14 protein-coding genes are annotated in these 15,570 nt (G+C 43.6%); 7 read left to right on the forward strand and 7 right to left on the reverse strand.

The window, feature by feature from the left end:
- The first annotated feature begins 2 nt into the window (after positions 1-2).
- The 6 genes from F1E73_RS06210 (at position 3) to F1E73_RS06235 (ending at position 4,217) form a co-directional block, all read left to right on the forward strand.
- On the forward strand, positions 3-635 hold the full coding sequence (locus F1E73_RS06210; RefSeq protein ID WP_086475873.1) for a LysE family transporter: 633 nt from the start codon (positions 3-5) through the stop codon (positions 633-635).
- The gene (locus F1E73_RS06215; protein WP_150451433.1) at positions 635-970 is read left to right on the forward strand and encodes an MGMT family protein; all 336 of its coding nucleotides are present in this window, start codon (positions 635-637) and stop codon (positions 968-970) included. Before F1E73_RS06210 ends, F1E73_RS06215 begins: the two co-directional genes overlap by 1 nt.
- Positions 971-1,124: 154 nt before the next feature.
- A complete protein-coding gene (locus F1E73_RS06220) occupies positions 1,125-2,264 on the forward strand; it encodes an Mrp/NBP35 family ATP-binding protein (RefSeq protein WP_150451434.1) in 1,140 nt (379 codons plus the stop codon).
- A gap of 2 nt (positions 2,265-2,266) precedes the next feature.
- A complete protein-coding gene (locus F1E73_RS06225; RefSeq protein ID WP_086475876.1) occupies positions 2,267-2,506 on the forward strand; it encodes a NifU family protein in 240 nt (79 codons plus the stop codon).
- Positions 2,507-2,583: 77 nt separating this feature from the next.
- Entirely contained in the window at positions 2,584-3,642 is a 1,059-nt protein-coding gene (locus F1E73_RS06230) for an NAD(P)/FAD-dependent oxidoreductase (protein WP_086475877.1), read from the forward strand.
- Between the two features lie 245 nt (positions 3,643-3,887).
- A complete protein-coding gene (locus tag F1E73_RS06235; protein ID WP_086475878.1) occupies positions 3,888-4,217 on the forward strand; it encodes a 2Fe-2S iron-sulfur cluster-binding family protein in 330 nt (109 codons plus the stop codon).
- Between the two features lie 110 nt (positions 4,218-4,327).
- Here F1E73_RS06235 and F1E73_RS06240 read toward each other — a convergent pair whose 3' ends face one another.
- From F1E73_RS06240 to F1E73_RS06250, 3 genes are all read right to left on the reverse strand, one after another.
- Positions 4,328-6,127: a glycoside hydrolase family 9 protein gene (locus F1E73_RS06240; protein WP_150451435.1), complete on the reverse strand. Its 1,800-nt coding sequence runs from the start codon at positions 6,125-6,127 to the stop codon at positions 4,328-4,330.
- A gap of 180 nt (positions 6,128-6,307) precedes the next feature.
- Entirely contained in the window at positions 6,308-7,096 is a 789-nt protein-coding gene (locus F1E73_RS06245; RefSeq protein ID WP_150451436.1) for a polysaccharide deacetylase family protein, read from the reverse strand.
- A gap of 13 nt (positions 7,097-7,109) precedes the next feature.
- A complete protein-coding gene (locus F1E73_RS06250; protein ID WP_150451437.1) occupies positions 7,110-8,846 on the reverse strand; it encodes an ABC transporter ATP-binding protein in 1,737 nt (578 codons plus the stop codon).
- Positions 8,847-9,032: 186 nt separating this feature from the next.
- Between F1E73_RS06250 and F1E73_RS06255 the strand changes: the two genes are divergently transcribed.
- Entirely contained in the window at positions 9,033-11,213 is a 2,181-nt protein-coding gene (locus tag F1E73_RS06255) for an acylase (RefSeq protein ID WP_150451438.1), read from the forward strand.
- Positions 11,214-11,245: 32 nt separating this feature from the next.
- Here the strand turns inward: F1E73_RS06255 and F1E73_RS06260 are convergent, their stop codons facing one another.
- From F1E73_RS06260 to F1E73_RS06275, 4 genes are all read right to left on the reverse strand, one after another.
- On the reverse strand, positions 11,246-11,887 hold the full coding sequence (locus tag F1E73_RS06260; RefSeq protein WP_086475883.1) for a hypothetical protein: 642 nt from the start codon (positions 11,885-11,887) through the stop codon (positions 11,246-11,248).
- 155 nt (positions 11,888-12,042) lie between these two features.
- Positions 12,043-13,155 carry a D-TA family PLP-dependent enzyme gene (locus tag F1E73_RS06265; RefSeq protein ID WP_150451439.1) on the reverse strand — a complete coding sequence of 371 codons (1,113 nt, stop codon included), beginning with the start codon at positions 13,153-13,155 and terminating at the stop codon, positions 12,043-12,045.
- A gap of 162 nt (positions 13,156-13,317) precedes the next feature.
- Entirely contained in the window at positions 13,318-14,634 is a 1,317-nt protein-coding gene (locus F1E73_RS06270; RefSeq protein WP_150451440.1) for a gluconate:H+ symporter, read from the reverse strand.
- Positions 14,635-14,759: 125 nt separating this feature from the next.
- Positions 14,760-15,335 (reverse strand): phosphatase PAP2 family protein, encoded by a 576-nt coding sequence (locus F1E73_RS06275; RefSeq protein ID WP_140157703.1) that lies wholly within the window; start codon positions 15,333-15,335, stop codon positions 14,760-14,762.
- Between the last annotated feature and the right edge of the window lie 235 nt (positions 15,336-15,570).

Here is a 15,570-nt window from a genome sequence, read left to right on the forward strand (position 1 = left end):
CCATGACCCATATTATAGTCCTTTTCTTTGCTACCTTTTCTGCCGCCTTTATGGCTACGGTTCCTCCGGGCCTTTTAAATATGAACGCCGCAAAAATTAGCGTGGAAAAAGGGAAGGCCAATGGGGTGATTTTTAGTCTGGGTGTTTCCTGTATGATCATGGTCCAGGCCTATATTTCCGTGCTGATTTCCAAATTCTTATTCAATAATCCGGAAATAATCGATTGGCTCTTAAAAATTGCCCTGATGGTATTTGCATTTTTTGCCATTTACTTCTTTGTTAAGGCCAAGAAAAATGAAGAACAAGATCCTCTAGAGCGGGTTAAGGTAAGTAAGAAGAATAGCTTTTTTAAAGGGGTGTTGTTAGCAGCGGTAAACCTGCTGACCATTCCTTATTACAGTGGCCTTAACGCTATGTGGAATGCCTCTGGGTGGATTAAGTTTCAATTTAAGGATATTGCTACTTTTATTTTGGCAGCGGGGTTTGGAACCTTTACCGTCCTGTACTTGTACACCGTATATTTTAATAAATTAGAGACCAAGTCTAACCGCTTCTCCAAAAACTCCAACTACATTCTTAGCGTCTTAATGGCACTTTTACTGGTGATTACCCTGATCCGTATTTTATATACCTGATGATGTCCGATAAAGACAATTTTTTTCAAAAAGTATATGCCGTAGCTCGGGAGATTCCCTATGGGCGGGTTACTTCCTATGGAGCCATTGCTAAGTATTTGGGTGCCGCAAGGAGCGCAAGAATGGTGGGCTGGGCCATGAACAATGCGCATTCCATGGAAGATATTCCTGCGCACCGGGTGGTAAACCGCAAGGGACTGTTAACGGGGAAACATCATTTTGAGGGGACCAATCTTATGCAGCAGTTATTGGAAAATGAAGGCTTGGAAATTATGGAAGATCAGATTGTAGATTTCGAAAAATTCTTTTGGGATCCTGCGAAGGAATTAAAATAGGGGCGTTGTAGCAAATCTACCGGAGAATTATAGGTTAAAACCGTGGCTTAGCCTAGGTGTTACTTTTCAGTTCCTAGCTTCTTATTCTCGGTCCTAAGCCTTATCTTTGTAATTTAGAATCAGTTTTAATAAAAGCTGAAAAGATTGTATCAGGATGAAATTGGATAAGAAGGACATAAGAAAGGCACTGGAGAAAATCACTGTTCCGGGAGAAGGCCAAAATATGGTGGAAAGCGGAGCATTAAAAAACATAATGGTTTTTGGGGATGAGGTGGTTGTAGATATCACTATTGCCAATCCCAGCTTACAAGCCAGAAAGAAAACGGAGGTGGAGATTTTAAAAATCATCCATTCAGAAGTTTACGAAAAGGCCAAGATAACCGTTAATGTAAAAGTAGACGCTCCGGCCAAACCAAAGGTGAATGAAATAAAAGGGAAGGCCATTCCCGGGATCAAGAATATCATTGCTGTAGCCTCTGGAAAAGGGGGAGTAGGTAAGTCTACCATTACGGCAAATTTGGCGGTATCCTTGGCCAAAATGGGCTTTAAGGTAGGTTTGTTGGATGCGGATATATACGGGCCTTCCATGCCTACCATGTTCGATGTGGTTATGGAAAAGCCCTTGGCCGTAAATGTAGATGGGAAATCTAAAATGAAGCCCATAGAGAGTTATGGGGTCAAAATTTTATCCATCGGATTTTTCACAGAACCTAGTCAGGCAGTAATTTGGAGAGGGCCTATGGCAGCCAAAGCACTCAATCAAATGATATTTGATGCCCATTGGGGAGAATTGGACTTTTTGTTGTTAGACCTTCCACCGGGGACTGGAGATATTCATTTGAGTATTATGCAAGCCCTGCCTATTACAGGTGCCGTTGTAGTAAGTACCCCACAGGAGGTGGCCTTGGCAGATGCCAGGAAAGGGGTGGCCATGTTCCAGCAAGCGTCCATTAACGTTCCCGTATTGGGAATTATAGAAAATATGGCCTATTTTACTCCTGCGGAACTGCCAGATAATAAGTATTATATTTTTGGAAAAGAAGGGGCCAAGTTTTTGGCAGAAGACCTGAAAGTTCCCTTTTTGGGAGAAATTCCGTTGGTGCAGAGCGTAAGGGAAGCAGGAGATATTGGCAGACCGGCGGCATTGCAAACAGCTACTGTTGTGGAAAGCGTTTTTGAGGAACTCACCAAAAATGTAGTAAGGGAAGTAGTAGATAGGAATAAGGATCTACCACCTACCGAAGCTATAAAAATAACTACCATGGCAGGTTGTTCGGCCGTTAAAAAGAAATAACTATGACGTCTATCGAAATCAAAAATAATGTAGAGAAGGCCTTGGATGAAATTCGTCCTTTTTTGCAAAGCGATGGAGGGGATATTTCCCTAGTCTCCATTGAGAACAATACTTCAGTTAAAGTTAGATTGGAAGGAGCATGTGCGGGTTGTACTATTAACCAGATGACCCTGAAAACCGGTGTGGAAATGACCATTAAAAAGCATGCGCCGCAGATATTAGAGGTAATCAATGTGGAGTGATTACCGTACTAGTATCATAAACAGAGGTCGTCTCCTTATCCTTATACGGTATGGCGACCACTTTAAGTTTATTTTTCATGATTAAAACAGATATTCTAATAATTGGTGCTGGTCCTACAGGTCTATTTGCTGTTTTTGAAGCAGGACTTTTGCAGCTAAAGTGCCACCTTATAGATGCCCTACCGCAGCCAGGCGGACAGTGTTCAGAAATTTATCCTAAAAAACCCATCTATGATATTCCGGGCTTTCCCGAAATATTGGCGGGGGATTTGGTAGATAACCTGATGGAACAAATTAGGCCGTTTCAACCTACTTTTACCCTAGGGGAGCGTGCCAATACGATTGAGAAATTAGACGATGGAACGTTTGTAGTTACCACCAATAAAGGGACCAAACACCATGCTCCCATTGTAGCTATTGCGGGTGGCTTAGGTAGCTTTGAACCTAGAAAGCCTTTAATTAACAATATTGGTAACTACGAAGATAAAGGCGTATCCTACTTTATAAAAGACCCGGAAATCTATCGCGATAAAAAGGTGCTTATTGCAGGAGGGGGCGATTCTGCACTGGATTGGAGTATTTTCCTAGCTGATGTTGCCTCGGAGGTTACCTTGGTCCATAGGAGGAATCAATTTAGGGGTGCGTTAGATTCCGTAGAGAAAGTGCAGTCCCTTAAAAACCTAGGAAGGATTAACCTTATTACTCCAGCAGAAGTTGTAGACCTAAAAGGCGATGGAAAATTAGAGGCCGTAGTAATTCAGAAATCTGGAGATGCCGAGGAAGAAATTGTTCAGGAAGTGGACGAGTTTATCCCCTTGTTTGGGCTATCCCCAAAACTGGGACCCATTGCAAACTGGGGATTGGAGATAGAAAAAAACGCTATAAAAGTAGATACCTTTGACTATCAGACTAATATTCCCGGAATCTACGCTATTGGGGATGTAAATACCTACCCTGGTAAATTAAAATTGATTCTATGCGGATTTCACGAGGCTACCCTAATGTGTCAAAGTGCCTACCAGCGTATATTTCCAGATAAAAAATACGTCATGAAATATACTACCGTTGGTGGAGTTTCCGGTTTCGATGGAACCAAACGGGAAGCACCTAAAGCAGTGGTGAAGGCCATAGAATAAAACAAAATATTTAGCAATTTTTAGTTACAGCGGTGCACACTACCCCTTTATCTTCCTAGTAAAATGGAATTCACCTATTTTTGCCCAGAAAAGAGGGTGGTCTGTAGCCCGGGGAAACGCAACTATAAACAGATATTTTAAAGGAATATTCGCCCGATTTAGGGCCAAAATCATAAGCCCAAAGCCTAAGGATGGGATCACTGGGACCTGGGTAGGTATATCAAGAATAAATTTTACCGAACATAATGAGTGATATTAAAATTAAGATTAAAGACCGGGAGGGAGTAGTGCACGAGGTAGATGCACCAACCGATATGAACATGAACCTTATGGAGGTAGTGCGTTCTTACGAACTGGCTCCAGAAGGTACCATCGGGGTTTGTGGAGGAATGGCTATGTGTGCTTCCTGTCAGTGTTATGTAGAATCGGATCATACGCTTCCCGAAATGTCCGATGACGAGGACGCCATGCTTGCTGAGGCGTTTCACGTGCAAGACAATAGTCGCCTAGGCTGCCAAATCCAGATGACCGAAGAGATGGAAGGCTTAGAGGTAACCCTGGCGCCAGAAAGCTAAAAAGGACTCTATTCTCCAAACTTATTTATCACGGAGGGTTGGGTAGCCGCTCCGTGATAAAATATGGTCTCTAAGTCCAGCTTATTGGCTGGTCTATTCGCATAAAACTTTTAGGGATTCTTCCTACTGGCCCAATGGGCCATCATAATGATAGATCCTGCGGTTCCATCCATGGTGGGTTCGTTGGTAGAATAATCCCCTATGTCATCGTGATAGGTTACAAATTCGTTTTGAAAAGCTTCAAATACATCGGGGTTGGATAAATGAAGCCCTTTTAAAGAGTTAAAGATGGAGGTGTATACGGGGCCATCTACCAGTCCGCCAGGAACCTCTTGCTGGGTAAGGGCCCATATACTGGTGTGTACATCCAAGGGATATTCCCCATGATCGGGAAGTTTGGTAAACATAGAAGTGCCCCATGGATTCCTCCCAAAAAGCCAGTCCCGTTGTTCCACTAAAAATTGATTATAGGACTTGTCGCCCGTCATTTTTTCGTAAAGAATCCCCTGTGTAATTAGGCTTGTTAATAAGTTATTGGAACACCAGATAAAGGGGACGCCAATATTGTAGGGGTTTTTGGTAGCGCGCTTTATATTGTCTTCCAATCCTGTTTTATAATATCCTGCCAAGGTCTCCTTAAAACCGTCGTCTACTACATCGTAGAGCGCATAATGGCCGAGGTTGATAAAGGGGTAGTATTCATAATGGGCTACGGAATCCATAGCAGTCCAAGAAACCGTATTGGCCTTAACCGCATATTCCTTGGCTTCTTTTAAGTATTCCTTTTTTCCTGTACTCTTATAGAGTTCTGCAGCGCCCCATTCCATATCGTCTGCCCAGGTTTTTTCGGAATAGCGATAGGGGGCACCAAAGGAATTCCCCTGTTGAAAGCCTTCTTTTTCCCGGCCTAATCTGTACAAACTCTTGGCAGCACGGAGGCATTTGGCTGCAAAAACCGAGTCTTTTAATTCTTCTTTCCATATTCTAGCTGCCAATGCCATTGCTGCAGCAGACCTTCCTGCCAAATTAGAAACTCCCGTAGCTTCACTTTGATACTTTTTAAGGCCTTGTGGCTTGCCAGTGGCAAAATAGGCCACCCGATAGCTGTTGGGTCCCCACCCGTAATCGGAAGGGTCTTCATCGGGCATTTTCCATCCTATATGGTCACGATCATCTGCAACCTGATGGATCAATTGGTCTGGACCTGGGTGTAGTTTCAAAATCCAATCCAAGCCCCATTTGGCCTCATCCAAAATATCGGGGATGCCATTGGGTATGGGTTGCCCTAAATGGTTTGTAAGGTCATCAAAGGTTGCTGGATACAGCTCATAGGCCATTAGCATATGGGCGGTGGCATAACTACCGGTGATAAGGTATTTTAGTTGGTCACCAGCATCGTGCCATCCTCCGGAGGCATCCACATAGGTGCCCTCGGGCATAGGGCCATAGGCAGAACGGCCATCGCGTTGGTGGCATACCATATCCAAATAAGGATTATAACCACAGCGTTGCTGCCTCATAAACTCCAACAATATATCTGGTTTTTGGTGATAGGCATCGTTCCCAATGGTAAAGGGGGTCGACTTGCTTTTGGATTTTTTCCCTTGTATATAATACCTGCCTGCGGTTTTATGGTCGGAAAAATTGAGCTCATAAAAATGCTCAAAAGTGCCCCAGCCCTTCCTGTCGGATTTTTTAGGTTTAAGGGTAGCTATGGCTTTGTTTGAATCGGCATTGATCAATTGGAAGGTTTCGTTTACCTTGTTGTGGGAAAACACAATAGCGGTTTTATGCTCGTCCTCTATATATCCAACTTGATTGATGCGAATAAACGGTCCACTTGGGCGGTCTTGTGCCATGGAGAAATGCCCTAAAACAAGGCTTAGGAAGCAAATAATGGTGGTTTTCATGGTTGGTATTTTAAAGCTATAAGACCTAAATATAAAGTATATGTGGCTCATAGTAAAACGTTTCCCTTTAATTTGACCTTGGTTTTGGATAAAGGAAGTAAGGAATAGGTTTTTTAAAGGCGCCAAAGATATTAGGGGTGTCCTGCCGATAGAAAAATGCAGATGCCCGGATAGATGTTCTTAGTCTGTGTTTAGGAGCTGTGCAACGGTCGTAAATTGGTAGCCCTTATTTTGTAAATAATAGATGAGGGAAGGGAGATAATGGTAGAACTTATCGGTCCTTTTAGGGTCGGTTCCAATGTGGGCCAACAATAAAAAACCATTGAGGCCGTGCGCGTTTTTTTCTTCATACTCGGTAATACTTTCATAGATGGTGTTGCTGGATCGATAGTTTTGGGAATCGGGGGTGGTGTAATCGGCATGGGTTAGGGTGCCGTGGGTCATATTGATGAGGGTGAACCCTAATTCTTGTGTCCATTGGGCAATGGTATCATTATACCATTCATAGGGCGGGAGAAAATAGGGTGCGTCTTTTCGCTCTATCCCAAATTTCTTCATCTCCTGGTAATTTCCAAGGAGGTCGCTACCGAATTTCTCTTGGGTCACCAACAGACTATCCCTTTTGGTCCAGTCGCAATATAATAGATGTTCGTTAGAATGCGCCCCTAAATAATGTCCGTCGCGTACCAATTTTTTTATAAGTCGATGAAATTCAGGATTCCGATAAAAATTCCCGGTGAAAAAGAAGGAGGCAGGAATTTTTTCCTTTTTCAGAAGTTTTTGGAGGTAATGCCCACCATCTGCAAATTGATCTCCGGTAAAGACAAGGGAAATGTTTTTCTGGGTACTATCGCCCCGGACTACTGCGCCCTGTACATAGGTAAAGTTTTGCGCCAGAGGTTCCTGGGCATGGCCTATAATGGCTGCCAGAAATATTAATTTACATAGTGCAACCAGCCGTAGCATCATATTTTGGTCTTTTTTATATCCTCGCCTGATAAGTGAATAGGTTGTAGTACCTGCCTTCCTTGGCAATCAGTTCGTCATGGGTGCCACGTTCTGCTATTCTACCATTTTCAATGACCAGAATTTGATGGGCTTTCCTGATGGTGCTTAAGCGGTGGGCAATCACAAAAGTTGTTCTGCCTTCGGTAAGGGTTGCCAAACTCTTTTGAATCAAGGCCTCGCTTTCGGTATCCAGATTGGAAGTGGCTTCGTCCAAAATCAAGACTTTGGGATTGGACAATACAGCCCTAGCGATGGCGATACGTTGCCTTTGTCCGCCCGATAGTTTTACACCTCGTTCACCAATCAAGGTATCCAAGCCTTTATCAAACCTATCGGTAAATTCATCCACATAAGCAGCTTTCACCGCTTTCTGTAACTCCTCTTCGCTGGCATCGGGCCTAGGGAATAAAATATTTTCCCGTATGGTCCCTTCAAATAAAAACTCGTCCTGTAATACCACGCCAAGATTTTTTCGGTAGCTGTTGAGGTCTACCTTGGAAAGGTCTGTGCCATCTACGGTAATGGTCCCCGATAAGGGATTAAGGAAACTTGCTGCCAGACCCGCAATGGTAGATTTTCCGGATCCAGAACTGCCCACTAGGGCTACCACCTTGCCAGAGCTTACCGTGAAACTGATGTTATGGAGTACCTCCTTGTCTTCCTCATAGGCAAAGGATACATCGTTAAAAGTGATATCTCCCTTTATATTGTCCAAGACTTCCGTTCTTTCCTTCTCCTGGGCTTCTGCAGTCTTATTCATTAACTCCTCTGTTCTATCCAATCCCGCTAATGCTTCCGTAATCTGACTCCCTATATTGCTCATCTGTACAATGGGGGCCACCATCAATCCCAATAAAAAGGTGAAGGTTAAAAACTCCCCAATGGTAAGCTCGTCCATCATAATCTTATACCCTCCAATTCCCATGATACCGGTGGTAGCGATTCCCAATAAAAAGGTAGAAGAGCTGGTCATAAAGGCCGTAGCGGTAAGGCTCTTCTTTACATTTTGGTATAATCGCGCTACGCCTTCCTCAAAAACCTCGTTTTCCTGCGCCTCGGCATTAAATCCTTTAATAACCCGTATGCCACCCAAAGTTTCCGTAAGTCTTCCCGTTACTTCTGCATTTATCTTTCCCCTATTTCTAAATATGGGACGTATAATCTTAAAAGCTTTTAAAGCGATCAGGGCAAAAATCCCAAGGGGAACCAAGGTGAAAACCGTCATGGACGGGCTTATGTTCAATAGAAGGACTAGGGAGACTATGGCAGTGATGGTACCTCCAACCAACTGTACCAGTCCTGTTCCTATAAGGTTTCGTACGCCTTCCACATCTGTCATAATCCGCGATACCAAGGCCCCGGATTTGGTGTTGTCAAAGAATCTAATAGGGAGGGTAAGGACCTTCTTTTGTACCTGGGCACGTAGTTCCGAAATTAGATACTGCGCCTGTACACTTAATATTCGGGTGAGCAAAAAGGACGTAACGGCCTGCACCAAAATGGCCAAACCTACTACGATCACAAGGATTTTTAGGAACTCAATATCCTTGTTGGGGATAATATCGTCCATTAAGTATTTGAGAGACATAGGGGCTACAAAACTAGCCGCCCTACTAATTACAATCAATAGTAACCCTATGAAAACCAAATTTCGCCTTGGCCAAATAATGGTTTTAAAGGCGGTGAGCATACTTACTTTTTTTTGGGACATGTAACTTTTTTTATGAAGGATAAGATAACAAAAGTAACAAAAGTAACCCCGTTTTATGCCTACCTAGTTTTCTAGGTGGAAGTACCCCCTTTTATGGAGGTAAGAAGGGATAAAATTAAAAAGGGCTTCATGGAGGTTTTAATAATTAAGCGTACCTTAGTCTACTACCAACAACCGTAATAAATTATGAGACTTTTTTATTTTTTTCTTGTTCTTACCCTCCTATCCTGCAAAACAAACCAAGATGTATCGGAAATGGAGGCTTGGAAGGCCCAAGCGGAAAGGGTGACTATTATCAGGGACGATTTTGGCGTTCCCCATATTTATGGGAAGACAGATGCCGATGCAGTTTTTGGGCTACTGTATGCCCAATGTGAAGACGATTTTAATAGGGTAGAACAAAATTATATATGGGCCACCGGGAGGTTGGCAGAGGTAGAAGGTGAGGAGGCTATTTACAGTGACCTAAGAGCCCGCTTGTTTATGACCGAGGAAGAGGCAATTGCTAACTATGAAGCGAGTCCCGCTTGGTTAAGGGAGCTTTGTGATGCCTTTGCCGATGGAATAAATTACTACCTGCACACCCACCCAGAGGTAAAACCTAAACTTCTGACCCGTTTTGAACCATGGATGCCCATGTATTTTAGTGAGGGATCTATTGGCGGCGATATAGAGCGCGTAGCTACCCAAAAAATAAAAGCTTTTTACGAAAGCGGGAGGGCCCTTCCAGAAATGGAGGTTTATAAACAAGAAGAACAAAAGAAACAAGAGGAGCCACAAGGTTCTAATGGGTTCGCTATTTCGGGGAAGCTTACCGAGTCTGGAAATCCTTTGCTACTAATCAATCCGCATACCTCATTTTATTTTAGAGGAGAGGTACATATGGTTAGTGAAGAGGGGCTAAATGCATATGGGGCGGTTACTTGGGGGCAATTCTTCGTATACCAGGGATTCAATGAGAAAACAGGATGGATGCATACCTCTACCTACACCGATGTGATGGACGAGTTTATGGAAACTATTGTACAGCAAGATGAGGAGTTGTATTATGTATATGGGGAGGCGTTGAGGCCAGTAGAAAGTTCTGAAATCACTTTAAAATATAAGGAAGAGGGCGTCTTAAAGGAAAAGACATTTCCGGCCTACCATACCCATCATGGTCCTATAACGCATATGGCAGAAGACCGATGGGTGGCCACAGCCATGATGTGGGAACCAAAAACAGCATTGGAGCAGTCCTTTATTAGAACAAAACAGACGGGTTATAAAGGGTTTAGGGAAATGATGGACATGCGTACCAATTCTTCCAATAACACCGTATATGCGGATGCTGAGGGGAATATCGCTTATTTTCACGGAAATTTTATACCAAAGCGAGATACTATTTTTGATTACTCTAAGCCTGTAGATGGAAGCGATCCAAGAACCGATTGGCAAGGGCTGCACAGCGTAGATGAAAATATCCTATTGTTGAATCCCCAAAATGGATGGTTGCAAAACTGTAATTCAACTCCCTATACCGCTGCGTTGGAGTTTAGCCCTAAAAGAGGGGATTATCCCAACTATATGTCAATAGATAGGGAGAATTTTAGAGGGGTGCATGCTATCAATTTATTGAAAGACAGGGATGGTTTTACCATAGACAATTTAATAAGCTTGGCGCACGATCCCTACCTGCCCGCTTTTGAGAAGCTTATTCCTGGCTTGGTGGAGGCTTTTGATAGGCTAAACCCTAAAAATGATGCCCTAAAGGGACCTATAGAGGTATTGCGCCAATGGGATTTGAAGACCTCCACGGAGGCCGTTGGGATGACCCTAGCCCATTACTATGGTACGCATTACCGCAATAAGGCAGACTTGCCCAATAATATGAGTGATATGGAAGCCATAAACTATCTTGGTACCCAGTCGCCATTATCGGAGCGATTGGCAGCTTTCACAGAGGTGGTAGAACGCTTGGAGGCCGATTTCGGAACGTGGAACCTACCGTGGGGGGAAGTAAATAGATACCAACGTATCAATGGGGATATCCGTCAACCATTTAACGACTCCCTACCCAGTATACCAATTGGATATGCTTCTGGGCGTTGGGGTGCCTTGGCAGCTTATGGGGCTAGGTATAACAACAATACCAAGAAAATATACGGTACTCGCGGCAATAGTTTTGTAGCGGTAGTAGAATTTGGGGAGAAGGTGAAGGCAAAAAGTATTTTGGCAGGCGGACAAAGTGGGGATCCATCTTCCCCTCATTTTGACGATCAGGCCAAGCGCTTTGCCAATGCAGAATTTAAGGAGGTTCCTTATTATAAGGAGGATGTGCTTAAAAGAGCAGAGGAGACTTACCGCCCCGGAGAGAGAAAGCGGTAAATGCCTTTTTATTGGAGGTTTATAGGGGGGAATTATTCCTTAACCACAATAATGGTCGCTTTAGATCCGGTGGATAAATTCCACATATTGGAGTGAATCAATTTACCCTGGTCGTCGTATACGTTTACCTGGGCTGTATTGGGGCCGGATGTACCTTGATTTAACGCTTCAAAGTCTATTCTATTAAACCCTTTTTTAAGGTCTAGATTAATACCCTTGAATGCGCCTGTAAGAAATACGTTGGGTTCTACCACTTCATCGTTTAGGGAAACCTTAATTCGGTCCCCATCAACATATTCATGATCGCGGTACATGACACCCACAAATTTACCGTTGGTCTTAACATCACCCAGATACATATCCCCAAAATAGGTAGAGGAGCTCTTGCTCTCTTTTTCCCGCACCTTAGGGTCTAGCTTTAGGTTATGGCCCGCTTGAATTAAGTTTCGGGTGGGGAGCATATTAATTTGTCTGGCCGTCAGGGAATCCCTTAGATTGCTCGTAGGCTTTTTGTCTAGTACCGAAGGTATCTTTAGGATAGTGCTTTCCTCTGGCTTATCCATGGTACTCCTATCCCCTTTAATTATTAATGGCTGTGTTGTAGGAAGGTCTGTCTGCGCCCTCCCCAAATTGGAAACTAGAAATACGATAAAACACAAATAAATAATTCTCATAAGGCCTATTCTAGGTACGGTTGACCTACAAAAATATCAAATACCTTGCCAACAATAGATTAAATGCTTGTTAAATTAAGCCTTATTCTGGGGAGGTTGGGAGGTTGATAGGTTATGTTCTTCTTCGCATCCTTTTTTTATTGAAGCAGGTTTGTTTATAGGGTAATTTTATTGTTGCGTGCTGCCACTTTCCAGCTTCCTGTTATGGTCCCGTCTACAGCTGTTAAAACCCGATTGTACTTTGCCACTGTAGGGCAGATGTGAAGGGGGATGGCATAGGCCAAGGCCCCAATCTTAGGTTGCGAATCCTGGGGGCAATGGACCACCAAATGCTCCTCGCTTTGCCCGGTTTGTTCTGTATTGGAGACATTTAAAAAATGTATCCTAGGTAGTTCCTTTTCACAGGCCACCCATTTATGGCCCAAATCAAAACATAGCATATCCGTATTGGGCTTGCTAACTATCCTGGTAAGGAGCACTGCGGCCGGAAGGAATGCTAAATCTTTAAAGGAGTTGCCATAGCCGGCATCCCATAATAGCGTGGTTCCCGGACTGGTTTCTACCCCTTGTCTTTCGGCATGAAACGGAAAGGTAGGGGAGCCGCCAGCGATAATTGTAGGTACGGGGATATGTGCGTCTTCCAACGACTTTTTAAGTGCTAATACAGGAGCAAAATCCCGGTCGCATGTCTTTTTACGTGCTATAGGGTCCTTATCCCGGATATGGCCATCGTATACGTGCAAGCCACTGGCTATAAGGTGAGGATGTTTATGGATTGCTTTAATGAGCTCCTCTGCAGCAGTACCCGGTACTATTCCACTTCTGTTCATCCCATTGTTAATATCTACCCAAAGGGAGATTTTCAGGTTCTTTTCAGCAGCCCTGTTGGCAATCTCCATAGCAATCTCCAGATTATCCGTAATTGTAGAGTAATGGGCCTCTGGGAAGGTAGCTATTAGGGAGAAAAATCGCGCTATGTTTGCCCCTACTGGCTGCATGGCCAAAAGGATGTCCTTGGCTCCGCATTGCCCCAGCAATTCAGCTTCGGCAATAGTGGCACATTTAAACTTATTAATTCCAGCTTGTAGTTGTAGCTGAACAATCTCGGCCATTTTATGGGTTTTTATATGTGGCCTTAAATACTGCGCCCCTCCTGCTATCTGGATCATGGTCTTAATATTTTCCGCTATCCGCTCAGGATAAACCACTAGGGAAGGCGTAATGATGTTGTTGGTTTCGGTAAGGGTATACCAATCTTTTGTTGTCATCTGTCGTCATTTTAATTGCCTTGAAATCATGTGAGGAATTGCCTGCGTTGGTTGAATTTTTGATGTTCCAAAGGCTTTCAACATTAAAGCTACTGTGTTTGGAAGGGAATGCCAAGCGCAACTTCATAATTCTTTTGGAGCAATTATTAAATGTGCTTGTATTTAGAGGAATAGATTTAGAACCAATACCCCTACTAAGCCCATCACGCCTACGGTTGTTTCCATAACGGTCCAAGTGCGCAGGGTTTCGTTTACGGTTAGGTTAAAATATTCCTTGAAAAGCCAAAAACCGCTATCGTTCACATGCGAAAGCATTAAACTACCAGATCCTATGGCAAGGACCATTAATTCCGGACTGGTACCAGTGGCCGATACCAAGGGTAAAACGATTCCGGCGGTAGTGAGACCCGCAACGGTGGCAGAGCCTACACAGACCCTAATAACCGTGGCTGCCATCCAGGCAAGAACAAGGGGGGATAGGGCAGAGTCTTTTAAAATTTCTGCAATATATAAACTCACTCCACTGTCTATAAGTACTTGTTTTAAGGCTCCGGCCCCTGCGATGATAAGTAGAATCATGGTAATCCCAGATATCCCACTGCTAACCGAACCCATAATTTCCGGCATTTTTTTGCCCCTGGCCAATCCTAGGGTGTAAATAGCCACTAATACAGATAAGAGCATGGCCACTACCGGATTCCCAATAAAATGAAGGAAGGGAAGAATAGGATTTTCTGCTGGGATGAAGAGATCTGCCAAGGTAGCCATCACAATCAGGAGAATGGGCAGCAATGCAGTAAAGATACTGGTTGCCATTCCGGGCATCTCCGACTCCTTTAGGATACGTGGGTTTACAAATTCTTTTAAAGGGGTGGCAGTAATATTCTTTATAGTACGGGAAAATAAGGGGCCTGCAACAATAATGGCAGGGATGGCGATGATGATTCCGTACAAGAGGGTTTTTCCAATATCTGCATTAAAAGTGGTGGCTATGGCCGTTGGGGCAGGGTGCGGGGGTAAGTAACCGTGTGTAACGGATAGGGCAGCAATCATTGGAAGCCCAACGTATAAGAGAGGAAGCCGGGTAGCGGCAGCAATAGTAAAAATTAAAGGAATAAGAATAACAAAACCTACGGAGTAAAACATGGGGATTCCCACAATAAAACCAGTGAGCACCAAGGCCCATTGTATGTTTTTAGTGCCAAATTTGGCTACCAAACGGCTAGTGATCTGTTGTGCTGCTCCACTGTCTGCTACTAGTTTTCCCAGCATAGCCCCTAATCCCAAAATCATGACCAAAAAACCAAGCGTGCTCCCAATTCCATTCTGAATGGATTGGACCAAGAGTTCCAACTCCATGCCCTCGGCAATGCCAACCCCTAGTGAAACAATGATAAAGGCAATAAAGGCGTTGAGCTTAAATCTGGCAATTAGGATAAAGAGGAGTACTATCCCAAGGACTACGATCAGTAAAGGCATAGGGTTGGTTTTGAGGGTTCGTTGGTTTTTAATCTTTAAATATACTATTTATTAACCTAGATGTAAATAGCACCTTTTGCTTAATTTTTTTTGATCAATGGTAAAAAAAATAAGGAACCACTAAGTTAAAAGGAGTAGGTAAAACTTAGAGTGTAATAGTCCCTGCCGCTAGAAAATCCAAGGTTCATAGTATTGTTAACATACGGTTTGGTGAATAAGTAAGTGCTTCCAATTCCAATGAGGGCGCCGGCAGAAACATCCCAAAAATCGTGGTATCCATCCGGTGCTTCTGTTCTGCTCACTGCAACAATGGTTGCCAGAATATAGGCCGGAATACCGTACTTATTACCGTACCTTCGCTGTATAAAGGAGGCCCCGGAAAAGGCAGATGAGGTGTGTCCAGAAGGGAACGAATCGTAGAGTTCCCTGCCCTCGGGCCTTTTCTTTTTGGTCAGTTTTTTTAAGGAATAGGTAAGTGCCATAGTGGTCGCATAGGAGAAAGCCAGTTTTTTGGTCCCTTGGTAATCTTTATGGAGCAAGGTCATGATTCCTGCACTAAGCGGTAAGGCCATTTGTAGGACGTCGCCTGTATCTTCCAAAGCATACTCCCATTGCTCGTGCCCTCCTTCTGTATCTTGGGCATACCCCAAACAACCAAATAAAAGGCAAACCCATATCAGCGAGTGGGAAGTTATTTTCATGGGTAGTGTTTGTTCTTGTAAGATACTAAAAATTGAGTAGGCATAAAAGAAGGACGCCCCTTGGAAATTAGGGGTGGCATTGTTTTGGTGCACATTGGTTTATTTCGTAACTTTAAAGGAAGCCCTCTTAAGAAATGGAAGGTTAGTTGCTTTTCCTTTTGTTGCTCCCCGTTGATGAAGAAGGTCCGCAAGAAAGCTCAGACATTTTTTCTACGGAAAAAGTATTAATAGCATC

It is taken from the genome of Arenibacter lacus (assembly GCF_008711145.1).
GTDB classification, from domain to species: Bacteria; Bacteroidota; Bacteroidia; order Flavobacteriales; family Flavobacteriaceae; genus Arenibacter; species Arenibacter amylolyticus.